General features: G+C 71.6%; 25 protein-coding genes. 14 read left to right on the plus strand and 11 right to left on the minus strand.

Translation table 11 applies throughout. The annotated features are described in order from the left end of the window. The first annotated feature begins 184 nt into the window (after positions 1–184). Both FHR37_RS11190 and FHR37_RS11195 read left to right on the plus strand, forming a co-directional pair. The gene (locus FHR37_RS11190; protein ID WP_092882804.1) at positions 185–1,120 is read left to right on the plus strand and encodes an RNA polymerase sigma-70 factor; all 936 of its coding nucleotides are present in this window, start codon (positions 185–187) and stop codon (positions 1,118–1,120) included. A gap of 159 nt (positions 1,121–1,279) precedes the next feature. Further along, the gene (locus tag FHR37_RS11195; RefSeq protein ID WP_092882803.1) at positions 1,280–1,717 is read left to right on the plus strand and encodes a DoxX family protein; all 438 of its coding nucleotides are present in this window, start codon (positions 1,280–1,282) and stop codon (positions 1,715–1,717) included. Here FHR37_RS11195 and FHR37_RS11200 read toward each other — a convergent pair. Further along, positions 1,704–2,126 (minus strand): VOC family protein, encoded by a 423-nt coding sequence (locus FHR37_RS11200; protein WP_092882802.1) that lies wholly within the window; start codon positions 2,124–2,126, stop codon positions 1,704–1,706. The two genes, FHR37_RS11195 and FHR37_RS11200, sit on opposite strands and share 14 nt — an antisense overlap. A gap of 125 nt (positions 2,127–2,251) precedes the next feature. Next, positions 2,252–3,709, minus strand: a complete 1,458-nt coding sequence (locus tag FHR37_RS11205; protein ID WP_092882801.1) for an amidase — start codon at positions 3,707–3,709, stop codon at positions 2,252–2,254. Between the two features lie 103 nt (positions 3,710–3,812). On the opposite strand from FHR37_RS11205, the gene FHR37_RS11210 reads away from it, so the two are divergent. The 5 genes from FHR37_RS11210 to FHR37_RS11230 all read left to right on the plus strand — a co-directional run bounded on the left by FHR37_RS11210 (position 3,813) and on the right by FHR37_RS11230 (position 7,249). Then, entirely contained in the window at positions 3,813–4,184 is a 372-nt protein-coding gene (locus tag FHR37_RS11210; RefSeq protein ID WP_202818007.1) for a VOC family protein, read from the plus strand. Positions 4,185–4,271: 87 nt separating this feature from the next. Next, positions 4,272–4,778 (plus strand): DinB family protein, encoded by a 507-nt coding sequence (locus FHR37_RS11215; protein WP_092882800.1) that lies wholly within the window; start codon positions 4,272–4,274, stop codon positions 4,776–4,778. Continuing rightward, positions 4,775–5,713, plus strand: a complete 939-nt coding sequence (locus FHR37_RS11220) for a phosphotransferase family protein (protein WP_139238889.1) — start codon at positions 4,775–4,777, stop codon at positions 5,711–5,713. Before FHR37_RS11215 ends, FHR37_RS11220 begins: the two co-directional genes overlap by 4 nt. Next, complete coding sequence (locus FHR37_RS11225; RefSeq protein WP_237768705.1) at positions 5,710–6,558, plus strand: sugar nucleotide-binding protein; 849 nt, start codon at positions 5,710–5,712, stop codon at positions 6,556–6,558. Before FHR37_RS11220 ends, FHR37_RS11225 begins: the two co-directional genes overlap by 4 nt. A gap of 40 nt (positions 6,559–6,598) precedes the next feature. Next, positions 6,599–7,249, plus strand: coding sequence for a hypothetical protein (locus tag FHR37_RS11230; RefSeq protein ID WP_092882798.1), 651 nt, complete (start codon positions 6,599–6,601; stop codon positions 7,247–7,249). Positions 7,250–7,277: 28 nt separating this feature from the next. Here FHR37_RS11230 and FHR37_RS11235 read toward each other — a convergent pair whose 3' ends face one another. Both FHR37_RS11235 and FHR37_RS11240 read right to left on the minus strand, forming a co-directional pair. Beyond that, positions 7,278–8,465 carry an MFS transporter gene (locus FHR37_RS11235; RefSeq protein ID WP_202818006.1) on the minus strand — a complete coding sequence of 396 codons (1,188 nt, stop codon included), beginning with the start codon at positions 8,463–8,465 and terminating at the stop codon, positions 7,278–7,280. A 172-nt stretch (positions 8,466–8,637) separates the two neighbouring features. Beyond that, on the minus strand, positions 8,638–9,630 hold the full coding sequence (locus FHR37_RS11240) for a DNA glycosylase AlkZ-like family protein (protein WP_175542449.1): 993 nt from the start codon (positions 9,628–9,630) through the stop codon (positions 8,638–8,640). Positions 9,631–9,795: 165 nt separating this feature from the next. On the opposite strand from FHR37_RS11240, the gene FHR37_RS11245 reads away from it, so the two are divergent. Continuing rightward, positions 9,796–10,359 carry a YbaK/EbsC family protein gene (locus tag FHR37_RS11245; protein WP_092882795.1) on the plus strand — a complete coding sequence of 188 codons (564 nt, stop codon included), beginning with the start codon at positions 9,796–9,798 and terminating at the stop codon, positions 10,357–10,359. A gap of 48 nt (positions 10,360–10,407) precedes the next feature. Here FHR37_RS11245 and FHR37_RS11250 read toward each other — a convergent pair whose 3' ends face one another. The 6 genes from FHR37_RS11250 to FHR37_RS11275 form a co-directional block, all read right to left on the minus strand. Then, positions 10,408–11,442, minus strand: a complete 1,035-nt coding sequence (locus tag FHR37_RS11250; protein ID WP_092882794.1) for a M48 family metallopeptidase — start codon at positions 11,440–11,442, stop codon at positions 10,408–10,410. A 111-nt stretch (positions 11,443–11,553) separates the two neighbouring features. Further along, the gene (locus FHR37_RS11255; RefSeq protein WP_092882793.1) at positions 11,554–12,315 is read right to left on the minus strand and encodes a sulfite exporter TauE/SafE family protein; all 762 of its coding nucleotides are present in this window, start codon (positions 12,313–12,315) and stop codon (positions 11,554–11,556) included. Beyond that, positions 12,312–13,475 (minus strand): SPFH domain-containing protein, encoded by a 1,164-nt coding sequence (locus FHR37_RS11260; RefSeq protein WP_092882792.1) that lies wholly within the window; start codon positions 13,473–13,475, stop codon positions 12,312–12,314. The genes FHR37_RS11255 and FHR37_RS11260 overlap by 4 nt, the downstream gene beginning before the upstream one ends. Next, positions 13,463–13,936 (minus strand): NfeD family protein, encoded by a 474-nt coding sequence (locus FHR37_RS11265; RefSeq protein WP_092882791.1) that lies wholly within the window; start codon positions 13,934–13,936, stop codon positions 13,463–13,465. Before FHR37_RS11265 ends, FHR37_RS11260 begins: the two co-directional genes overlap by 13 nt. 70 nt (positions 13,937–14,006) lie before the next feature. Continuing rightward, the gene (locus FHR37_RS11270; RefSeq protein WP_202884514.1) at positions 14,007–14,489 is read right to left on the minus strand and encodes an SPFH domain-containing protein; all 483 of its coding nucleotides are present in this window, start codon (positions 14,487–14,489) and stop codon (positions 14,007–14,009) included. A 185-nt stretch (positions 14,490–14,674) separates the two neighbouring features. After that, positions 14,675–15,460 (minus strand): ABC transporter ATP-binding protein, encoded by a 786-nt coding sequence (locus FHR37_RS11275; protein WP_092882790.1) that lies wholly within the window; start codon positions 15,458–15,460, stop codon positions 14,675–14,677. Positions 15,461–15,592: 132 nt separating this feature from the next. On the opposite strand from FHR37_RS11275, the gene FHR37_RS11280 reads away from it, so the two are divergent. Then, entirely contained in the window at positions 15,593–16,330 is a 738-nt protein-coding gene (locus FHR37_RS11280) for a hypothetical protein (protein ID WP_237768704.1), read from the plus strand. Between the two features lie 99 nt (positions 16,331–16,429). Here FHR37_RS11280 and melA read toward each other — a convergent pair whose 3' ends face one another. Beyond that, positions 16,430–17,983, minus strand: coding sequence for an alpha-glucosidase/alpha-galactosidase (melA, locus tag FHR37_RS11285; RefSeq protein WP_092882789.1), 1,554 nt, complete (start codon positions 17,981–17,983; stop codon positions 16,430–16,432). Between the two features lie 133 nt (positions 17,984–18,116). Between melA and FHR37_RS11290 the strand changes: the two genes are divergently transcribed. The 5 genes from FHR37_RS11290 (at position 18,117) to FHR37_RS11310 (ending at position 23,192) form a co-directional block, all read left to right on the plus strand. Then, positions 18,117–18,953, plus strand: coding sequence for an SDR family oxidoreductase (locus FHR37_RS11290; protein ID WP_092882788.1), 837 nt, complete (start codon positions 18,117–18,119; stop codon positions 18,951–18,953). A gap of 57 nt (positions 18,954–19,010) precedes the next feature. Continuing rightward, a complete protein-coding gene (gene serB, locus FHR37_RS11295) occupies positions 19,011–20,231 on the plus strand; it encodes a phosphoserine phosphatase SerB (protein ID WP_092882787.1) in 1,221 nt (406 codons plus the stop codon). Positions 20,232–20,325: 94 nt separating this feature from the next. Next, positions 20,326–21,009, plus strand: coding sequence for a PadR family transcriptional regulator (locus tag FHR37_RS11300; RefSeq protein ID WP_092882786.1), 684 nt, complete (start codon positions 20,326–20,328; stop codon positions 21,007–21,009). A 252-nt stretch (positions 21,010–21,261) separates the two neighbouring features. After that, the gene (locus tag FHR37_RS11305) at positions 21,262–22,338 is read left to right on the plus strand and encodes an ABC transporter ATP-binding protein (RefSeq protein WP_092882785.1); all 1,077 of its coding nucleotides are present in this window, start codon (positions 21,262–21,264) and stop codon (positions 22,336–22,338) included. Beyond that, the gene (locus FHR37_RS11310; protein WP_092882784.1) at positions 22,335–23,192 is read left to right on the plus strand and encodes an ABC transporter permease; all 858 of its coding nucleotides are present in this window, start codon (positions 22,335–22,337) and stop codon (positions 23,190–23,192) included. The genes FHR37_RS11305 and FHR37_RS11310 overlap by 4 nt, the downstream gene beginning before the upstream one ends. Positions 23,193–23,233: the final 41 nt, after the last annotated feature.

Raw genomic sequence — 23,233 nt, forward strand, 5'->3', positions numbered from 1 at the left:
GTGGGGCGTGCCGTACGTCACACCCGGGCAGAAGAATGTGACGTACCTCACCCGACGCGGCTGTCACAGGACGCCGACGACCGGCATCGTGTGGGGAGACGTGTCAGACCTGTCCTGGTCGGCAGCGGCCGGGCAGACGGACAGACGGACAGACGGACACGAACGCGAACAAGAGGAGCAGGTCATGCCCGAGCGAAGGACGGATTCGCCGCCGGCAACGGATACCGGCGCCGGCGACCGGACCGGCCGGCTCACCGAGGCCTTCGTGACCCACCGGAACCTGCTCTTCACGATCGCCTACGAGATGCTCGGCTCGGCCGCCGACGCCGAGGACGTGCTGCAGGAGACGTGGCTGCGCTGGGTGGGCGTCGACTTCGACGAGGTACGGGAGCCGCGGGCGTACCTCGTCCGGATCACCACCCGGCAGGCGCTCAACCACCTGCGTACCCTCGGCCGCCGCAAGGAGTCCTACGTGGGCTCCTGGCTGCCCGAGCCGCTGCTGACCGCGCCGGACGTGGCCGAGGACGTCGAGTTGGCCGAGAGCGTGTCGACGGCGATGCTGCTGGTGCTGGAGACCCTGACACCGACCGAGCGTGCGGTGTTCGTGCTCCGCGAGGTGTTCGCCGTGGAGTACGACCAGATCGCCGAGGCCGTGGACAAGACGCCGGTCGCCGTCCGGCAGATCGCCCACCGTGCGCGGGCACACGTGGCCGCCCGCCGCCCCCGCGAGTCGGTGTCCGCCGCCCAGGCCCGCGGCGCGCTGGAGGCGTTCAAGCTCGCGGTCGAGACCGGTGACCTGCAGGGTCTGCTGGACCAGCTCGCGCCGAACGTCGTCGCGATGGGCGACGGCGGCGGGATCAAGCAGGCCGTGCCGCGGCCGGTCGTCGGGGCCGAGAAGGTCGCCCGCCTGTTCGTCGGCGGTATGCGCAAGTTCGGCGCCCGGATGTCGGCCGAACTGGTGCAGATCAACGGCGGCCCGGCGCTGCTCACCCGTCTGGACGACGAGATCGACGGCATCCTGTCGGTGCGCGTCGAGGACGGTTTGGTGACCGCGTTCTACTACGTGCGCAACCCGGAGAAGCTGTCGCGGATCCAGCAGGAGACCGCGATGAGCCGCTGAGCGCGCTCGGCCATGCCGAGACCGCGACCCTACGAAAGTCGGTCGCCGGGCTCGCGGTCACTCCTTTCGTCGTACGCCGAACCGACGCCCAGCCCTGCCCGCCGCTGTGCCGTCTGCCGTGGAATGGAGCCCATGACGAGCACAGAAGGGGCACCCACGATGTCCGAATCCGTTTCGCGGCGTGGAACGAACAGCACTGACACCGCATCGCCCGCCGCTGCCGGCCGGGCCGCGAACATCGGCCTGTGGGTCGCGCAGGCCGTCACGGCGCTGACATTCCTGGTCGCCGCCCTGGGCAAGTTCGGCGGCGACCCGATGGTGGTGGCGACATTCGACAGGATCGGTTTCGGGGACTGGTTCCGTTACCTCATTGGCGTTCTGGAGATTCTCGGCGCGATCGCGCTGTTCGTTCCGCGGCTGGCCGGCCTGGCCGGGCTGGCGTTCGTGGCGCTCATGGTCGGGGCGGTCGTCGTGACCCTGGCGGTCGCCGGTGGAAACGTCGTACTACCGCTGGCGCTGCTCATCCTGTCCGCGGTGATCGCCTGGGGCCGGTGGCGGAGCACGACGAGCCTGTGGAACGCGCTCACCCGGCGCTGACGCCGCACCGCGCGAGCATCTCCAGGTAGTGCGCGTTGTACATGATGCCGAGGATGTTCCCGAACGGATCGACGACGGACGCGGTGACGAATCCCGGGCCGTGCTCGGTGGCCGGCTGGAGTACGGTCGCGCCCATCGCCGTCAGCCGGTCCACCGACGCGTCCAGGTCGTCCACGTGCCAGAAGACCACGGCGCCGCCCGGCCTGTCCGCGGTGCCGGGCGAGGCGTAACGGCGGTCGATCAGGCCGAGCTCGTGCAGGTGATCGCCGATCCGGAACTCGATGTAGGCCGGCGCTCCCTCCTCGGGGCGCTGGAAGTACGGCTCCACGCCGAGCAGGTCGGCGTACCAGCCGGCGGCGGCGGAAACGTCGTCGGCGTAGAAGCTGACGGTCGACAGTCCTCGCAGCATGGATGGTCTCCTTCGTGAGTGTCGCTGACGGCCGGCCCCGGGCGGTTGGCGCGCCGGGACCATGACCACCATCCTGGACGTCAAAGTGCGCACCTACCGAGCACTTTCCCGGGTACTTTCCCGGGCTACCTCGGCGCCTGGAAACCGCCGATCCGCTGCTCGAGTAGTTCGGCCAGCCGCAGCGGGGTGCGGTCCTCGAACATCGGGCCGATGAGCTGCACCCCCACCGGCAGGCCCTCGGGGGACCTGCCCGCCGGTATGGCGGTGGCGGGCAGGCCGGGCATGGTGGCCAGGCCGGCCCAGACGAGATGGTCGAAGAAGGGGTACCCGACGCCATCGATGTCGATCCGGCGTTCGAACAGATCGGGGTCGTGGTCGTGGGGGAACGCGGGCGTCGGCGCGACCGGGCACACCACGGCATCGAACTCGGCGAACAGCTGCCGCCAGCCGTGACGGTGGAGCTCGCGACGGGTGGTCGCCTCGATCCAGTCGCGGTGGCCGAACACCATCCCCCGCAGCCGCGCCGCGTCGAGACTCCGGTCGTCCGCGCTCAGTCCGGCGGCGCGGACCTGAAGCTGCTCGTGCGCTTCGATGGGAAAACTGGCGACGGAGCCCGAGACCAGCAACTGCATGTAGAGCGTCGCGGCTTCGGTCAGGTCGGGCAGCAGCGACGTGTGCCGTTCGACGCGGGCGCCGCTGTCGACGAGCGCGTCGGCCACCCGGTTCACACCCGCCCGCACCGCGGACCCGGTCGGAACAATCGGATGCTCGTCGATGACCAGGACCCGGAAGTCGTTCAGCCGCTGGTGGCGCGCGGGCGGCAGCTTCAGGTCGTACGCCACACCGTGTGTCAGCGGGTCCGGCCCGGCCATGACGTCGAGCAGGAGCGCGAGGTCGCGGGCGGAGCGCGCCATCGGGCCGACGACGGCGAGGTCGAGGTCCACCGGCAACGGCGGCGCCGGCGGCGCGATCATGCCGCGGGTTGCCGCCAGCCCGACAGTCGGCTTGTGCGCATAGATGCCGCAGAAATGCGCGGGCGTACGCAACGAACCGGCGAGGTCGGAGCCGATGGACAACGCGCCGATCCCGGATGCCAGAGCCGCCGCTGATCCGCCCGAGGATCCGCCCGGCGTACGACCGTGGTCCCACGGGTTGTTGGTGGTGCCGTAGATCTCGTTGAAACTCTGCCAGTCCTGCAGCCCCACCGGCACGTTGGTCTTGCCCAGCACCACCGCGCCCGCGGCCCTCAGCCGCGACACCTGGACCGCGTCCTCCTCCGGAACGAAGTCCCGGTACGTCGGCATGCCCCAGGTCGTGGGCAGCCCGGCCACGTCGTAGGACTCCTTGACCGTCACCGGGACACCCAGCAGCGGCCTGTCCTCACCACGCGCGCGTGCCTGGTCGGCACGGTGCGCGGCGGCCCGCGCGCGGTCGAAGTCCGGCACGCAGATCGCGTTGATCTCCTTGTCGTCACCCTCGATACGGGCGATCGCCTCGTCGGTCAGCTCCACCGATGTCACTTCCCCGGCCCGCATGGCGGCCATGAGCTCTTCGGCGGTCGGAAAATGCCGTTCCGTGAACATGAGTCGGGACCGTAGCGGCCTCTTCGTGAGGCCATAAAATGCCGATCGGCACAATGGGGTGGACGTCCCAACTCATCAAGAGGCGACTGGAGAAGAGGCCGCAGTGACGGAACTGACCCTGACCACCGTCAACCTCGCCACGCCGGATCCGCCCGGTCTGGCCCGCTTCTACCAGCGGCTGCTGGGCTGGGAGATCACCGCCGAGGAGCCGCACTGGGTCAAGCTGGACAACCCGGCCGGCGGGGTCGCGTTGTCGTTCGAGTACGACCGGGCCTACGTCCGCCCGGTGTGGCCGTCGACCCCCACCGCGCAGCAGATGATGATGCACCTGGAGATCAGGGTCGACGATCTGGAGAAGGCTGCGGCGCACGCCGCCGAGTGCGGTGCGACGTTCGCCGGCCACCAGCCCCAGGACGACGTGCGCGTGTGCCTGGATCCGGACGGGCACCCGTTCTGCCTGTGGCTCGGGGAGTGACCGGCCCTCTCCCGTACGCTCTCGCCGTAGCGCATCCACCGCCTATCCGGGTTGCGGCCGCCGACCGGCGAAGGAGAGGATGCGCCGGTGACGTACGAACGCCCCGACCCGCCCCTGATCGCCGGCGAGCGGGAGATGCTGCGCGGCTTCCTCGACTTCCACCGCGGGACGATCGCGATGAAGTGCGAGGGCCTGTCCGACGAGGAACTCCGCCGGCAGTCGATGCCGCCGTCCACACTGTCCCTGCTGGGGCTGGTACGGCATCTGGCCGAGGTCGAGCGCACGTGGTTCCGCCGGGTGATCGACGGCGAGGACGTCCCGCTGGTCTGGTCCGCCGAGGGTGACTTCCAGGTGGCCTACGACGCGAGCGGATCGACCCGTTCGGAGGCGTTCGAGGCCTGGCAGGCCGAGGTCGAGCACTCCCGCCGGATCGAGGCGGCCGCTGAGTCCCTCGACGTCGTGGTGCACAACCCGCGCTGGGACGAGGACGTGTCGTTGCGGCTGGTGATGCTGCACCTGATCCACGAGTATGCCCGGCACAGCGGCCACGCCGATCTCCTCCGCGAGGGAGTCGACGGAACCGTCGGCGTGTGAGCGCCGCCGAACCGCCCGCTGCCATGACGATCCCCGAAGCCGGGCACAGCCTCGCCGACCTGCTGGCGCTCGCCGCCGCGGAGGGCCGCGACGACGTCGACCCGACCGGCGCGGTGCTGCGGACCGGCTGGGAGAACCTCGTGCTGGAGACCCGCGACGGGTGGATCCTGCGCTTTCCCAGGCCTGGTGTGGACTTCGAGCGGGAGCTGGCGGTGCTGGCCGCGGTCGCCGGGCGGCTGCCGGTCGCCACCCCCGAGGTGGTCTGGACCGGGCGCCGGTCCAGGTTCGCGGCGTACCGGAGACTGACCGGGGCGGGGTTCGACCCGGCCGTCTACGAGCGCGCCTCCACCGCGGAGCGTGACCGCCTGACCTTGTCGCTGGCGGACTTCCTCGCCGCGATGCACACCTGCCTCTCCCCCACCTTGATCGCCGAGCTCGGCATTCCGGCGGCCTGGGGATCGGCGGTGGGCGCGGAGCTCGCGACGGGTCCGGAACCTCCGGAGGGTCCGGTGAGCGAACGCCTCGCCGCGCAGCTGCCCCTCATGCCCTCCGCGGCCCGGAAGCCGGTCGAGGCGCTGATCGAGGAGTACGCCCGAGCCTGGGAGGACGGCGGCGTTCAGGGCCCGGAAGTCCTGCTGCACAACGACTTCCACGCCGGCAACTTCGTGCTGGACGCGCCGGTCGGTGTGCTCGCCGGGGTGTGGGACTTTTCCTGCGTGGCCCGTGGCCGGCCGACCGCGGACCTGAGGTACTTCGCCGACGGGTCGCCGGACCTCCTGCACCGGCTGGCCGACGCCTACGAACGCCGGACGGGGTGGCCGATGGACGTGCGTGCCGCGGTCGTCGCCCTGCGGGCGGAGAACGTCTGCGACGAGCTGGAGCTGGGGCACCCCGAACGCATCGGCCGGCTCGCCGAGGAGTGGGGGACGCCGTGATCCGGATTCTGGTCGTCGGCGGAAGCGGATACCTGGGCGCCGAGGTCGTCCGTCAGAGTGTCGCCGCCGATGACGAGGTGGTGGCGACGTACGCCAGCCGGCCGGTCGTCTCCCCCGCCGTCGGGTGGCGCGCGGTGGACATCCGCCGCCGTTCCGACGTGGTCGCCCTGGTCGCCGACGTGCGGCCGGACGTCGTGGTGAACGCCGCTTACGTGAAGCCGGACTGGCGGACGAACGCCGACGGCGCGGCGCACGTGGCTGTGGCGGCGGCCCAGGTCGGCGCCCGGCTGGTGCAGGTGTCCAGCGACGCGGTGTTCTCCGGCGCCGCCTCCTCCTACACCGAGAACGCCGTACCCGACCCGCTGAATCCGTACGGTGCGGCAAAGGCGGCCGCGGAGACGGCGGTCGCCGCGATCGATCCCACCGCCGTGGTGGCGCGCACGTCGCTGATCCTCGGCGACGGGACCTCACCTCACGAGGCGTTCGTGCACGCCGTGGCGACCGGTGTCCAGGACGGCGTGCTGTTCACCGACGACGTGCGCTGCCCAGTGCACGTGGCCGACCTGGCGGCCGCGCTGCTCGAACTCGCCGCCTCCGGCCATGCCGGAGTCGCCCACGTCGCCGGGCCCGACCCGGTCAGCCGGTACGAGCTGGGCCTGCTGGTCGCCGCGCGGGACGGCCTGGACCCGTCGCTGCTGCCCACCGGTCTGCGGGCGGACCTGCCGGTTCCCGGGCCGCTGGACGTACGCCTGGACTGCCGGCGTACGCAGGGTCTTCTTCGTACGCGACTGCGCGGCGCACGGGAGTTCCTCGCCGGCCCGCCGGGGACGCCGCGCACCGACTGAACCGCCGCAAGGAGAGGTTGACGACGAATTGGGAACGAACATGGGAACCAACGTGGGAACGAACATCGGCGCGGCCGACGTGGAGTCCGTGGTGGCGTACGCGGCGGACACCCTCGGCGAGGCAATGGGACAGGACTGGAAGGTGCCTGCCGGTGAGCTGGAATGGACCTGCTGGGAGACCCTCGAGCACACCGCGGACGACCTGTTCGCCTACGCCGCCCAGCTCGGACCACGCCGGCCTCCGCTCGACACGCACGTGCCGTTCATCTGCGAGCCGCGGCGCGAGGGCGGTCCGGCCAGCACCATCTTCGCCGAACCGGCCGCGGGTAACGCCGGTCTGGTGCAGGTGCTGGAGGCCAGCGGCGCGTTCCTCGCGGCGATGGTGAAGACGGTCCCGTCGACGGTCCGGGCGCACCACATCTTCGGCATCGCCGACCCCGAGGGTTTCGCCGCGATGGGCATCGTCGAGGTCCTGGTGCACATGTACGACGTGACCGCTGGTCTGGGCCTGACCTGGGAGCCGGACCCGGACCTGTGTGCCCGCGTCCTGACCCGATTGTTCCCCGACGTCGAACGCGGCGATGATCCGTGGACGGCGATGCTGTGGGCGACCGGGCGGACTTCCCTGCCGGGCAAGGCGAAACTCGACCGCTGGCGGTGGTACGCCGCACCGGCGCAGGACACGCCCTGAGCGGAGGGCCCGGCCTGGGCGGGGTGGTCTAGGGTCGGTGGCGGGGCCGGATCCCGGCACCGAGCCCGGCCGCGGCCGCGGCGACCAGGAAGGCGCCGGGCAGGGTGACCGCGTCGGCGACGGCGCCCAGAACGGGTGCGCCGGCCGCCTGCCCGAGGGCGAGGAGCAGGAACGCCGCGCCGACGCCGACCACGGGCCGCACGGGAAAAACGCGCGTACCCCACAGGAGCAGCAGCCCGGTGAGCGCGATGTACAGCGCACCGAAGGCGGCACCGGCCACGATGGCGACGACAGCGCTGCTCGCGGCGAGACCGAGAGTGGCCGTGACCACACCCAGCAGCAGCATCCCGATGGTCCAGCAGCGCGCCGGCCCGACGCGGGTGGTGAGGTCGCCGGCGAAGGCGCCGAGGAGCCCGGCGGCACCCAGGGCGATCCACATGGTCACGCCGGTGAGGGCACTGTTGCCGGCGGCGGTGACGAGGTCCCGGCCGAACGTCCAGGTCGCCGCGCTGGCCAGCCCCATCGAGAAGGCAGCGGCGAACAGCCGCCAGCCGGCTCGGGGAACCCGGATCCCGGAGACGGGCGCCACACCTCGGTCACCGTCCCGCCCGGGTCCGCCCGGTCGCGGCATCGTGAGCCACACCCACATCGTGATCGCCAGCGCCAGGACGGAGAACGCTGCCCAGGCCCAGCGCCAGCTCCCGGCGAAGAGCAGCGCGACCGGGCCGGAGACCAGCACTCCCAGGCCGGTGCCCGCGTTGACCACGGTCTGCAGCCGCGGTTCCAGGCGCGGTGGCGCGGACCGCGCCACGGCCTCGGCCATCGGAGGCGAGGCGAGCCCGGTGCTCGACCCGGCGAGAACGACGCCGAGGGCGAGTACGACGGTCCCGGGTGCCGCGGCGATGACCGCCGTCCCGACCGTGGCGCAGGCCCCGGCGGCGACCGCGACCGGGCGGGCACCCCACCGCGAGGTGGCAACAGTGGCCACGACGATCGCCACGCAGTAGCCGGCGTAGCTGCCGGCCGCCACCGCGCCGGCGGTGGCGGCGTCGAGGTGGAACTCCGTGCGGAACGTGGGCACGAACAGGCCGTAGGCGAACCGGGCCAGGCCATAGCAGGCCGCGATCAGCGACATCCCGGCCGCGGCCAGGCCGACCGCGCCGCCGGCTCCGCCAGAACCTGCCCGGCGCCGAAGCCGCACCACCGTCCCCGTCACGGGCCCGGCCATAGGTTGCCGCATGCACTTCCCCTCAACTAAACCGATCGGTATACCGAAGGAGGCTACCAGTCCACTAGCCATACCGGTCGGTGTAGTCCCCCACGCCACCTCCCATGTCGGGAACGTCCGGAGCCGGCGTCCTGACCATCATGCCGGCGGCCGTTCCGGCTCAAGGGTCGAGGAACTCGACCCGCATGGAGGCGTTGGGTATGGGCATGGAGAGCGCCTCTGCGGCCACCAGGTCCCGTATCCGCGCGGGGACAACACGGTCCAGGCCGATCTCGACCCGGCCGCCGCGCCGTCCCCACTGTCCGGTCAGTTCACCGTCGATCAGCACGCCGTTGGGGTGGTACCAGTCGTACGACGTGGACTTGCGGCGTACGGCAGGACCCACGAACAGCCCCGCCCGGTCCGCGCCGAGCAGTCCCAGGTCCTCCGCCGGCAGCAGCCGCACCCCGCGTACGGCGCCGGCGGCGCGGACCGCCTGCTCGTCACGGGCCAGGATCCACGCCTGCTGCCCCTCGAAGTCGACCGGCAGCAGCTCGCCGGCCAGCTGCTGCCACACCTGCCGGGCGCCTCGCGGGTGCATCCCCGCCCACCACGCCAACGTCGGCGGTGCCGTCGGCCCGAACGCGTGCACGTGCCGCCGGGCGAGTTCGGCCCGGGCCGCGGCGGGGTCGACGTCCGGCGGGGCGATCTCTCGTACGGTGAGCGACGTGGTGTCCCATCGCACGGCGAGCCGCCCGCCGGCGGCGCCCACCCGCACCAGTGCGCCCTCGTCCCGCGAGATCCGGGTTGCCCGCACGGGCTCACCCGCCAGCATCCGGCAGGCCTTCTCCGCCGCCTGCTCGACCTCGCGCCGTACGGACGGGTCGTCGGGCAGCCGGCCGACGGTGAACACGCCCCAGTCCGCGGCCGGCAGGACGTGCACGGCCCGTCGTGGGCTGTAGGTCTGCAGCAACCCGTCGGCCTCCCACGCGCCCGGCTCGCAGTCCTCGACCCGGGCGTGCAGGGACACCAGCGCCGCCCGCGGGGCGGAGTCCTGCAGGCCGTACCGCGCGGCCTCGACGTAGCTGCCCGCGGGCAGCCGGTCGACCAGGTGGTGCACCTTCAGCCGGTGGGCGACCGCCTGGGCGCGGGTGATCCGGAGGGCTGCCGTCACGAGTCGTACTCCGATCGCCTGCTCATGTGCCCGACCGTACGACCCGTGCAGGACAGCCCCGGTCCCCCACGTCCGCGCGCCCACGGCGAATTCGCGTGACGCCCCGCGCCGCGGTCGTGCGGTGCCGCGCGGAGGTCCGGAACCGGTGACGGCACAATGAGGACGATGAGCACCGACTCCACGTTCGGCACGCTGAAGGCCGTCCCCGCGCTCGACCGAACCGACCTGCTGGCCCCACCGGTCACCGCCGCGATCCGCGAGTGGGAGCACCCCGGCATTCCCGCCGGGGAGTTCCAGGTCGCCGAGATCGATCCCGAACTCGCCGACACGGCCGCGTTCTGCGCGGCCTACGACGTGGCGCTGGACGCCTCCGCCAACTGCGTGATCATCGCCGGGAAACGGGGCGGTGAGACCCGGTACGCCGCCTGCATGGTCCTCGCCACCACCCGGGCAGACGTCAACGGCGTGGTCCGGCGGCGGCTGGACGCCCGCAAGGCGTCGTTCGCGCCGATGGACGACGCGGTGGAACGCACCGGCATGGAGTACGGCGGGATCACGGCGTTCGGCCTGCCCGCCGACTGGCCGGTGCTGGTGGACCGGCGGGTGGCCGAGTCGGCGGGCGTAATCGTGGGCAGCGGCCTGCGCCGGTCGAAGCTGCTGGTGCCCGGACGGGCGCTTACCGAACTGCCGGGCGCGGAGGTGCTGGACGACCTCGGGCTGTCAACCTGACCTTGCGCACGGCCGCCGCAGCAGCCCGCACGCGCAGTCTGGCCGAGGTCAGCTGGAGCCGGAACCGGACCGGTTGCCTAACCAGCCGTTCACCCGGTCGCGTACGCCGTCGACCGCACCGCCCAGGTCACCGAGGATCTTCGCCAGCGGGTCCTGCGAACGGGCGAAGGCGTCGCGGTAGGAGTCGGCCGCCCGGCGGGCCTCGTCGCTCATCCTGGCGTTGGCGTCGTCCTCACGCCGGGGGTAGTCGCCGTCGAGGATGCGGCGGTAGTCGCCGTGGTCCACCCAGTGCCGCAGCTCCGCGGCGCGGACGGCGAGGAACGGGTGACTGCGGGCCTCCAGCAGCAGCAGCTTGAGCACGCTGTCGCGCAGGTCGCCACTGGCGTCGTACTCCGCCGCCTGGGCGAGGAACGCGGTCGCGTCGACGTCTTCCAGGTGCCCGCCGGAGGCGAGCTTCATGTGGGTGCGCAGCGCGGCAGCGGGGTCCTGGCAGGCCAGCAGCCCCGCCCGGTCACCTGACAACTCCGCCTTGCGCGACCACTCCATCAGGGCCGCGATGATGGCCCGCAGGCCGAGGACGCCGAGCGGCATCCAGGCGATCGCACCGCTGAGCCGGATGAGGAACACCAGCACCGACTGGTAGAGCGCGTGGCCGCTCTGGGCGTGCCCGAGCTCGTGGCCGAGGACGAACCGCAGCTCCTCCTCGTCCAGCAGGTCGATCAGCCCGCTGTTGACGACGATGAACGGTTTGTCCAGCCCGATGCACATGGCGTTGGGCATCGGCCCGGTCATCACGAACAACTCGGGCAGCTCCCGCACGTCGAGCGTGGCGGCGGCCTCGGCGTACAACCGGTGCACCTTGGGGAACTGCCGGTCTCCCGCGCGCACCGCCGACCCGAGGAAGATCAACCGGAGCGCGCGTTCGTTGATCAGGCCGGACAGCTTGCGCAGCACGACGTCGAAACCCTTGAGCTGACGGACGGCGACCAGCGCGCCCCGGTCGGCGGGATGCTCCCACGCACGCGAGCTGACGCCGGTGAGCGTGAGCCGTGACCGGGCCGGCCGGTCCTCGATGTCCGTCATGACCGCTCCCCCATTCGCTGGACACTCGCCCCGAACGCTATCGGGTTCGGGTGCCTCCCGGAAGACAACGACGACGGCGGGTCGGCCCGGCGTACCGCCTCCGAAATCGCCCTACCGGCGCAGCAGCATGACGATCGCGATCACTCCGACGGTGACGATCACGCCGCGCAGCAACGTCGGTGGAAGCCGGCGGCCGAGCCGGGCGCCGATCAGGCCGCCGAGGACCGAGCCCACGGCGATCAGGACGGCGGGCACCCAGGCCACGTGCGCGACCAGGATGAAGACGACGGCGGCGACGGCGTTCGCGACGCAGGCAAGAACGTTCTTGGCGGCGTTCGCCCGCTGCAGCGCCTCGTCCAGCCCGATGCCGAGGACCGCCATCAGGATCACGCCCTGGGCGGCGCCGAAATAACCGCCGTAGACGCCGGTCAGGTAGACCAGCACCATCATCAGCCAGCTGCCGTGGTGCCGGTGCACGGGCTCGTTGCGGCGTTCGGCCAGCTTCCGCGACAGCCACGGCTGCAGGATGACCAGCGCGACGCCGAGGCCCACCAGAACCGGGACGATCATGTCGAACGCGCTCGACGGGAGCGTGAGCAGCAGGATCGCGCCGGTGATCGCGCCGAGCAGGGACATCGAGCCCAGCCGGATCAGCCGGGTGCGCTGCCCCCTGAGCTCGGCGCGGTAGCCCCAGGCGGCCGCGGCCGAGCCGGGGGCGAGCCCAATCGTGTTGGAGACGTTGGCGGTGACCGGCGGGATACCGAACGCGATCAGGGTCGGGAACGTGATCAGCGTTCCCGACCCGACGATGGCGTTGATCGTGCCGGCCGCCGCCCCCGCGAGGAAGACGGCGAGATATCCGAGTTCGCTCACTCCGGCCGGGGCTCCTGCGCGGCCGGCTGCGCCGGTCCCGCCGAATCCCCGTTGGTCCCGGTCTCCTGCTGGTTGCGCCCGCCGCCCAGGCCGCCCTTGGCGGCGTCCTCGGCGGCGGCGATCGCCGCCTGCACCTCCGACTCCGCGTCCTGCAGGGCGCTGACGGTGGCCTCCTCGGCCTCGGCCGCCACGGCCGCATGAGGCTTGGGAGTGCGCCGGCGCGGGCGGTCGGCCGCACGCGGGGTGGACTCGCCCTCCTCGGCGAACTGGCCGACCATCGAGCCGATGCCCTCCAGCGCCTTGCCGATCTCGCTCGGGACGATCCACAGCTTGTTGGCGTCGCCCTGGGCGATCTTCGGCAGCATCTGGAGGTACTGGTAGGACAGCAGGCTCTGGTCGGGCTCGCCGTCGTGGATCGCGTTGAAGACGGTCTCGATGGCCTGCGCCTCACCCTGGGCTCGCAGGATCTGCGCCTCCCGCTGGGCCTGGGCACGCAGGATCTGCGACTGCTTCTCGCCCTCCGCGGTGAGGATCGCCGACTGCTTCGCCCCCTCAGCGGTCAGGATGGCCGACTGGCGGGTGCCCTCCGCGGTGAGCACGGCGGCCCGCTTGTCGCGGTCGGCGCGCATCTGCTTCTCCATCGAGTCCTGGATGGAGGGCGGCGGGTCGATGCCCTTCAGCTCCACGCGGTTGACCCGGACACCCCACTTGCCGGTGGCCTCGTCCAGGACGCCGCGCAGCTCGGTGTTGATCTGCTCGCGGCTGGTCAGCGTGCGCTCGAGGTCCATGCCACCGACGATGTTGCGCAGAGTGGTCATGGTGAGCTGTTCGATCGCCTGGATGTAGTTGGCAATCTCGTAGGTCGCGCGCACCGCGTCGGTCACCTGGAAGTAGATCACCGTGTCGATGGACACGACGAGGTTGTCCTCGGTGATCACCGGCTGCGGCGGGAAGGACACCACCTGCTCACGCAGGTCGATGGTGTATCGCACCTTGTCGACGACCGGCACGATGATCGACAGGCCGGGATCCAGGGTGGAGGAGTATCGCCCTAGGCGTTCGACGATGCCGGCCCGCGCCTGCGGGATGATCTTGACCGACTTGTACAGGAAGAAGACGACAACGAACGCAATAAATGCGAAGACGATCAAAGGTGCCACGGCTGCTCCGATTCATGGACGTACGCGGTGACGCCCTCGATCGTGAGAACGTCGACGGACTTGCCGGGTTCGATCGTCGAATGCTCGTCGTAGGGACGCGCAGTCCAGACCTCTCCCCCGATTCTGACTCTCCCACCATGGGGACTGACTTCCTCGACGACCACGCCCGTCTTGCCCACCAGTGCGGATATACCCGTGCGGATGGACGGCGCCTCCTTCAGGTGCCGGAGCGCCACCGGGCGTACCGCCGCGAGCATTCCCAGCGCCACGACGATCGCGGCAACGATCGAGATGACCGGCCCACCGCCGACCAGGGCCGCCAGCGCACCGGCGGCCGCCCCCGCGGCCACCATCAAGAACACCAGGTCGAGCGTGAGCAGTTCGACCGCGGCCAGGGCCGCCGCGAGCACCGCCCATGCCACCCACAGGTGTTCGCTGATCCAGGCGAGCAGGTTGCCCATGGTCAAAACCTATGCGATCACGACCTTCTTCTGCGTACCGGCAGGTCACGAATTGTGGACAACCCGCAGATCAGGCGATGTCCTTCAGCTCCACGCGGTGGACCCGGACGCCGAACTTGCTGGTGGCCGCGTCCAATACCGTTCGCAGCCTGATGCTGATCTGCTCGCGGCCGGCCCGGGTCCGCTCGAGGTCCATGCCACCGACGATGGTGCGCAGGTGGTTCGTGGTGAGCTCCTCGATCGCCCGGGTGTAGTTGCCGATCTCGTAGATCGCGGACACGGGGTCGGTCACCTGGAAGGTGATGACCGGGTCGATGGAGACGACGAGGTCGTCCTTGGTGACCACCCGCTGCGGCGGGAACGACACCACCTGCTCCCGCAGGTCGACGGTGTGCTGCACCTTGTCCACGAACGGCACGATGATCGACACGCCGGGCGGAAGGACGCGGGAGAACCTACCCAGTCGCATGACGATGCCTGCCCGCTCCGGCGGGACGATCTTCACCGACCTCGCCAGGACGAGGACGACGACCACAAGAATTGCGATGAGCATCGACGGTTCCACGGTTGCCCCGATTCATGGACGGACGCGGTGACGCCCTCGCCACGGGGACCGGCGCCACGTATGCCACCCACAGGTGTTCGCTGATCCAGGCGAGCGGACTGCCATGATCAAACTAGGTGATCACGGCCTTCTTCTGCGTACCGGCAGGTCACAAATTGTGGACAACCCGCGGATCAGCGGTCCGCCCGTGCGGTCCAGCGGTCGTCGGAGCGGACGACCTTCAGCGGCAGCCCGAAGGTCTCCGACAGCGCCGGCGAGGTGAGGGTCTCCTCGATCGGGCCGGCCGCCACCACGCTGCCGCCGCGCAGCAGCAGGACGTGGGTGAAGCTCGGCGGGATCTCCTCGACGTGGTGGGTGACCAGCACGGTGGCCGGGGCGAGGTCGTCCGCGGCGATCTCGTCGAGAGTGCGCACGAGCGCCTCCCGGCCGCCGAGGTCCAGGCCGGCGGCCGGCTCGTCCATCAGCAGCAGTTCGGGGTCGGTCATCAGCGCCCGGGCGATCTGCACCCGCTTGCGTTCGCCCTCGGAGAGGGTCCCGAAAGTGCGGTCGGCGTAGTCGCCCACGCCCAGCCAGGACAACAGCCGGCGGGCACGGTCGTGGTCGACGTCGTCGTAGGCCTCCCGCCAGCGGCCGAGCACGGCGTAGGAGGCCGACACCACCACGTCGTCGACGCGTTCGTGCCGGGGAATCCGGTCCGCGATCGCCGCGCTCGTCAGGCCGATGCGGGGACGCAGCTCGAACACGTCGACCCGGCCGAGGGTCTCCCCGAGGATGGTCGCGGTGCCGCTGGTCGGGTGCATCCGGGCGGAGGCGATCTGCAGCAGGGTCGTCTTGCCGGCGCCGTTGGGGCCGAGCACCACCCACCGGTCGGCGTCCTCGACGGACCAGGTCACCGCGTCCAGCAGCTTGGTGCCGTTACGGGTGATCGTGACGTCGGTGAGCTCGAGTACAGACCCCATGGATGCACAACCTACGGCACGAGGTCGCCGTCCCCGCGTGCGGATCAGCGCGGCGCCACCCGTGCGCCGATCGGCGCGGACCGGCGTCCAGCGGGTCGGCGTCTGCCGGGCCGGGACCCTAGGCTGGAACCCATGTCGACCATGGCGATGGTGCCCCGCTCGGTCCTGCTGTCGACCTGGGCCAACTCCTGGTTGCTCGGCGCGACCAGCCTGGACGAGGCCGACGAGGCCATCCGGGCCGGCGACGCCGCCCACCACGTCATCGGCCTGCCGGGCCAGGACGAGCCGGTGCCATTGCTGCTGTCGCTGGGCACGTTGCGCAATCTCGGCACCCGGGCGGTGTCCCCCGCGCTGCCGGTGCCCGGAGACCCGCTCGGGCTGGCCGGGCCGCCGGACTTCACCCAGGCGGCGATCGAGGCCGGCGAGGCCGTGGTGTGCGAGGGCGCCGGCCTCGGCCTGGTGCCGCACGTGATCGGAGCCGGGGTCCAGTGGCGGGTGTACGCCGCGACACCCGCTCCCCCGGAGGGGTTCGGCGACGCCTCGCTGGAGCTCGCCCACACCCTGCAAGAGGTGATTGACACCCTCGCCGACCTCGACGTCGCCCGGTGGCGGCCGGAGATGGCCGAGGCGCTCATCGACCTGCGCGAGGTGGGCAGCCGGTCCCAGGACGGGCTGCCGCCCGGATACGCGCCGCGCGCCGAGGCGCTGGCCACCCGGGCCCGGCGGTGCCTGCTGGTCTGCGAGCTCGCCCTGGCCGACGAGGGCGGCTCGGCGTCGGCGTACGAAGCCGACTCCCGGCGGCGGGCGCTGCGCCGCCTCGAACACGCCTCGCGCCGCGCGCTGGTGGCCGCGTGCGCACCGCCCCGGTAGACGTCCGGCAGACGTTCCGGGGCGGTACGCATACGGGCCGTACGACAGCCACGGCCGTACGACAGGTCGGCGCGGACGGCGTGGCCGGCGCTTTCCGGCTCAGCCGGTCTTCGTCATGCCCGCCTTGTCGGCCGCGTCGGCGTTGGACCGCGCGGCCTCCCGGTCCGCGGCCATCTCCTCCACGGACTTGGTGTGCAGGCGGGCCGCGCCCTCGGTGGTGACGGTCTTCACCCGGGTGCCGTCGCGTTCGGCGGTGGCGAGACGTTCCCGGGCCGCCGGGATCTCCTCGGCGAACTGCGGCAGCCAGCGCGCCTGCTCCACCAGCATCTCGTCGGTCATCTGCCACACCTCCTCCGGGTCACAGACCGCGCCGACCAGCGGGTCGTGCAGCATCGCCTGCTTGAGCAGGGTGGTGTCGGCGTGCACAGCCGCCTCCTTGCCCATCTCCTGCACCCGGATGCTGGCCGCACAGGTGGCCGCACAGGCCATCGGCAGGTCACCGACCACGGGGATGTTGATCCCGTTGCGGTCGACGTACCCCGGCACCTCCACCACGCTGCCCTGCGGCAGGTTGGTGATCACGCCGTCGTTCGGCACGTTGAAGTGGCCGCGGTAGACGCGTCCGGTCTCCAGCGCCTCGATGATGTAGGAGCCGTGCTCCTCGCTGCGGTCCTGCGCGGTGATCGGCTTGGGGTCCTCCTTCATCCAGTTCGGGAAGTCGGTCTCGAACCAGTTCCGCCCCTCGGTGCAGACCCGCAGGTAGCCGCCGGTCTCGCCGTTGATCCAGCTGGACAGGTCGATCCACTTCGAGATCTCCTCGGTCCGCTTGCGGTACCACGGGAGGTACTCCGACAGGTGGCCGTTGGACTCGGTGCTGTAGTAGCCGAAGCGGCGCAGCACGTCGATGCGGACCTTCTCGGTCTGCGGGTAGGTCGGGTGCCCCTCGAACAGTTCCCGCATCTTCGGGATCATGTCGATGCCGCGCCACTGCGCCTTGACGTACCACGTCTGGTGGTTGATGCCGGCGGCAACGATGTCGACCTCGTTGCGGTGCAGCGTCTCCTCCTGCCCGATCAGGCCCTCCCGCTTCGCCCAGTGCTCGATGCAGCGGGTGATCTGCCAGTGGCCGCCCTGGACGCCGTGGCACAGGCCGACGGTGCGCACGCCGCCGTACTCGTTGCAGGCCCAGGTGTTCATCGCCATCGGGTTGGAGTAGTTGAGGAACAGCACGTCCGGCTTGGCGACCTCGCGGATGTCGGTGCAGAAGTCCAGCAGCGCGGGGATGGTGCGCTGGGCGTACATCACCCCACCCGCGCACAGCGTGTCACCTACGCACTGGTCGACGCCGTACTTCAGCGGGATCTCGATGTCGGTCCGGAACGCGTCAAGGCCGCCTTGCCGGATCACCGAGAACACGTAGTCGGCGTCGGCGACGGCCCGGCGGCGGTCCAGGCTCGGCTCGATCGTGGCCGGCAGCCCGCTGGCCTCGATGTCGCGGCGGATCAGCCTGGTCACCATGTCGAGGTTGCGTTCGTTGATGTCGTGGAACGCGAACGTCGTGTCGGCGAGTTCGGGGACGGACAGGATGTCCCGCACCAGGCGGCGGGTGAAGCCGAGCGATCCGGCGCCGAGCATCGCGATTCGGGTTGTCATGCAACCAGCGTCGATAGAGATCTGATGTCTCGACAACCCACCCGCCGCCACTCGTCCACTAGCGGTCAGCCCGGCCGCGCGCAGTGAGCGGGCGGCAGCGCCGGGAAGGCGTACGGTGCGGCATCCTGGCGGGATGACGGACGAGGCGGTCGGCACCCCCAGCACTCCCAGCACCCACGGCGCTCCGGTGGCGGTGGTCACCGGAGCGGGCTCCGGGGTTGGCCGGGCGGTCGCGGTCGCGCTGGCCGCCGAGGGCCACGTGGTGGTGCTCGCCGGTCGGCGGCCCGAGCCGCTGGCGGAGGCGGCGGCGGAGTGCGCACGGGCGTGGCGGGACGCCGGCCGGTCCCCCGGCACGGCAGGCTCGGCCGGCGAACCGGTGCTCGCCGTACCCACCGACGTCGCCGACCCCGACTCGGTGGCCGCGTTGTTCGGCGCGGTACGCACCGAGTACGGCCGGCTGGACGTGCTGGTCAACAACGCCGGGCGGAACGCGCCCGCCGCCTCGGTCGAGGACCTGTCCCTGGCCGACTGGCGCGCGGTGGTGGACGTCAACCTGACCGGCGCGTTCCTGTGCACCCAGCACGCCGTCCGGCTGATGAAGGAACAGCGCCCCCGTGGCGGCCGGATCATCAACAACGGTTCGCTGTCCGCGCACACGCCGCGTCCCCACTCGGCCGCGTACACCGCGACCAAGCACGCGATCAGCGGACTCACCAGGGCCACCGCGCTGGACGGCCGTCCGTACGACATCGCCTGCGGTCAGATCGACATCGGCAACGCCGCGACCGACATGACCGCCCGGATGGCCGAGGGCGTCGCGCAGCCGGACGGTTCGGTGCGGCCCGAGCCGACCATCGACGTCGCCCACGTGGCCCGCGCGGTGGTCTACATGGCGGGTCTGCCGCTGGACGCGAACGTGCCGGCGATGACCGTGATGGCGACCCGGATGCCCTACGTCGGCCGCGGATAGCTCGCGCCGGGCCGGGCTCTGGTCGGGAGCGCGGCCGGCACCACTAACGTTGCCGACGTGCCCGCGACCGATCCGCCCGCGTCGAAGCCGCCCGTCTCCACCCTGCTCGTCACCCTCACCGGCCGGGACCGCCCCGGCGTCACCTCCGCGGTGTTCGACACCCTGGCGAGGTACCCGGTCGAGGTGCTCGACGTCGAACAGGTCGTCCTGCGTGGACGGCTGGTCCTCGGCATCCTGGTGACCGCGCCGCGCGACGTGGGACGGCTGCGGCAGGCTGTGGAGAAGACCGGCCGGGGCCTCGGGATGTACGTCGAGACCGAGGACGGCGCCGGCGACAACCGGCCGCGGCGCAGTGGCCGCAGCCACGTCACCGTGCTCGGCCAGCCGCTGCGGCCGAAGGCGGTCGCGGCGATCGCCGGGCGGATCTCCGACACCGGCGCCAACATCGACCGGATCGTCCGGATCGCCCGCTATCCGGTGGTCGCCATCGAGATGGACGTGTCCGGCGTCGACCCCGACCTGCTGCGCCAGGCGCTGGCCATCGAGGCCGCCGCCACGCAGGTGGACGTGGCCGTCCAGCCGACGGGTCTGTACCGCCGGGCCAAGCGCCTGGTCGTGCTGGACGTGGACTCGACCCTGATCCAGGGCGAGGTGATCGAGATGCTCGCCGCGCACGCCGGGTGCGAGGAGGAGGTCGCCCGGGTCACCGCCGAGGCGATGCGGGGCGAGCTGGACTTCGCCGAGTCACTGCGCCGGCGAGTGGCCCTGCTCGCCGGGGTGGACGCCGGAGCGCTGGAGGAGGTACGCCGCGAGGTCCTGCTCACCCCCGGCGCCCGTACCCTCACCCGTACCCTCCGTCGGCTCGGCTACCAGATCGGCGTGGTCAGCGGCGGGTTCACCCAGGTGGTGGAGCCGCTGGCCGCCGAGCTCGGCATCGACTTCGTGGCCGCCAACCGGCTGGAGGTCGCCGACGGGCGGCTCACCGGCCGGGTCGAGGGACCGATCGTGGACCGCCCCGGCAAGGCGGAGGCGTTGCGGGGGTTCGCCGCGGCGGCCGGCGTCCCGTTGTCGCAGACCGTGGCGATCGGAGACGGCGCCAACGACCTGGACATGCTCGCCGCCGCCGGACTCGGGGTGGCGTTCAACGCCAAGCCGGTGGTCCGCGAGGCCGCCGACACCGCGGTCAGCGTGCCCTACCTGGACGCGATCATCTACCTGCTCGGGATCACCCGGGACGAGGTGGACGCCGCGGACGCGGAGACCACCGAAACAGCTTGACGGACCTCCATCCGGCGGCGAATACTCTGGTTCGAGTAAACGAGCCCGAGTAACGATCGCTGCCCGAGTCGGCAGCGGACCCGACGGAGGAACGATGGCCACGCCGCGTATGACGAACCCGCTGGCGCTGGCCGTGCTGGTCCTGCTCTACGAGCGCCCCATGCACCCGTACGAGATGTCCACCACGCTGCGCGAGCGGCGCAAGGAGGACAGCATCAAGCTCAACTACGGCTCGCTGTACTCCGTTGTCGCCTCGCTGCAGAAGTCCGGCCTGATCGAGGCGCGGGAGACGCTGCGGGAGGGCAACCGGCCCGAACGGACGATCTACACGATCAGCGAGCCCGGCAAGGCCAGGATGACCGACTGGCTGAGCGAACTCATCAGCGTGCCGAAGAAGGAGTTCACCAACTTCGAGGCGGCGCTGTCGCTGATGGGTGCGCTCGACCCGCAGGAGGTGCTCCGGCTGCTGGAGTTGCGGCTGAGCGCCCTGGAGATGCAGCGGACGGCGGGTGAGGCGGTCAGGGCGGCCGCACCGCCCAACTTCCCGCGGATCTTCATGATCGAGTACGACTTCACCTCCGCCCTGCTGGACGCGGAGATCGCGTTCGTCCGCTCCCTCGTGCACGACCTGCGCACGAAGGAGCTCGGCGGCTTCCGGCTGTGGCAGCGGATGTCGGAGCTGCGGGCCGGCGACCTCTCCTCCGGGGAAGCCTCGGCGATCCTGCACGAGGAGTTCCCCGACGAACTCGACTGGACGGAGGACGGCCACACGGGCTAGCGCCGCTTCGGCGCTGGGCGCCGACGAAGACGCGGCCCCCGACCAGGTGCGGCAACACCACGGTCAGGGGCCGGCTGAACAACCTCGAGTCGAGCCCGTCGCCGGGCGCGGATCCCAAGGCCTCCATCGCACAGGGTATCCGCGTACCGCGACCACTCGACTCCTTCACCCCCTGGGCTCACCCCACGGTTCACGCCTGGGTGACCCGGCCCGTCCGGCGACCGTCCGGCGGGCGTCACACGAAGGAGCACCATGTCCGCGTACGCGGCGTCCGGGGTCCTCGACGACCTCGGACCACTCCCCTCCGGCCGGCCCGCCATCGAGGTGGCAGGCCTGACCAAGACCTACGGCAGCGGCGACAAGGCCGTCCGGGCCCTGGCCGGCATCAGCTTCGCCGTACCAGCCGGGTCGGTCTTCGGACTGCTCGGCCCCAACGGCGCCGGCAAGTCCACGACAGTGAAGATCCTCACCACGCTCTCCCGCGCCGACGCGGGCTCCGCGAGCGTCGCCGGAATCGACGTGCACCGCCGGCCGGCGCTGGTACGCCGGGCGATCGGGTACGTCTCGCAGAAACCGGCCTTCGACCCGATGGGGACCGGCCGGGAGAACCTGATCCTGGCCGGCCGTGTCCACGGGCTGTCCGGCCCGGCTGCCCGGGCCCGGGCACAGGAACTACTCGCCCGCTTCGGTCTCGCCGAGGCGGCCGACCGGCCGGCCGGCAAGTGGTCGGGCGGCATGCAGCGCAAGCTCGACGTCGCCACCGGCCTGGTGCACCGGCCGTCGGTGCTGTTCATGGACGAACCCACCACCGGACTGGACCCGCAGGCCCGGGCGGAGATGTGGGCCGAGATCGCCCGGCTGGCCCGCGACGACGGGCTGACCGTGCTGCTCACCACGCACTACCTGGAGGAGGCGGACCGGCTCGCCGACCAACTGGTGATCATCGACCGCGGCCGGGTCGTCGCCGCCGGTACGCCGGACGAGCTGAAGGCCCAGCTGGATGGGGACACCGTCCAGGCTGAAATCGCCGGTGCCGGGCAGGCCGGGCAGGCCGGGCAGGCCGAGGCGGCCGAGGCGGCCCGGTCGGTGCTGGGCGGCGTACCGGGCGTGCACGACGTCACGGTGGAGGAGACGACCGTGCGGGCGCGGGTGACCAACGGTGCGGCCGCGCTGCCCGCCGTACTGGCCGCTCTCGACGCGGCCCGGATCGGCCTCACCGCGGTCACCGTGGCCCGGCCCTCCCTCGACGACGTGTACCTGCGCCACGCCGGCCGATCCTTCGACCGTGCCGACGCCGCACCCCTTCCCCGGCAGGAGACGAACCGATGACCACCTTCCCCGACACCCGCTCCGACACCCGGCCTGATCCCCGCACCGGCGTACGCGCCCGGCGGCGGGGAGGCTCGGCCGGCACGTTCCTGGCCCACTCCGCGTACCTCACCGGACGGTCGTTGCGCACCTTGACCAGGCAGCCGGCGTACCTCGCGTTCACCCTGATCCAGCCCATGATCTGGCTGCTGCTGTTCGGCCAGCTGTTCCGCAACGTCGCCCGGCTCCCCGGCTTCGGCACCGGCTCCTACCTGGAGTACCTCACGCCCGGCGTGGTGGTGATGACGGCGATGTTCTCCGCCGGCTGGGCGGGCACGTCGTTCATCCAGGACATGGAACGCGGCGTGATGGACCGCAACCTCACCTCACCGCTCAGCCGCGGCGCGCTGATCACCGGGTCGCTGGCCTTCCAGGCGGTGACCACGGTGATCCAGTCGCTGATCGTCCTCGGCGTCGGGTTCGCGGCCGGTGCACGCTTCGCCGGCGGCGTGCCGGGCGTGCTGGTCGTACTGGTGTGCGCCGTCGCGCTGGCGGTCGTGTTCGCCGCCCTGTCGGACGCGATCGCGCTGCTGGTGCACCAGCAGGAGGCGCTGATCGCGATCTCGCAGTTCCTGATCCTGCCGCTGTCGTTCCTGTCCTCGGTGATGATGGCGCCCGCGCTGATGCCGGCCTGGGTGGGCGACGTGGCGAGGTTCAACCCGGTGGACTGGGCCGCCGTCGCCGCCCGCTCGGCGGTCTCCGCGACGCCGGACTGGGGCCTCGTCAGTGGCCGGCTCGGGCTGCTGGCGGCGCTCGTCGCCGTGATGGGCTGGCTCGCGGCGCGAGCGTTCCGCTCCTACCAGCGCTCGGTCTGAGGGTCCGGGCCCGACCCGGAGTTCGCGGGTCGGGCCCGGAC

Origin of the sequence: Actinopolymorpha cephalotaxi (genome assembly GCF_013408535.1) — a bacterium.
GTDB lineage: Bacteria > Actinomycetota > Actinomycetes > Propionibacteriales > Actinopolymorphaceae > Actinopolymorpha > Actinopolymorpha cephalotaxi.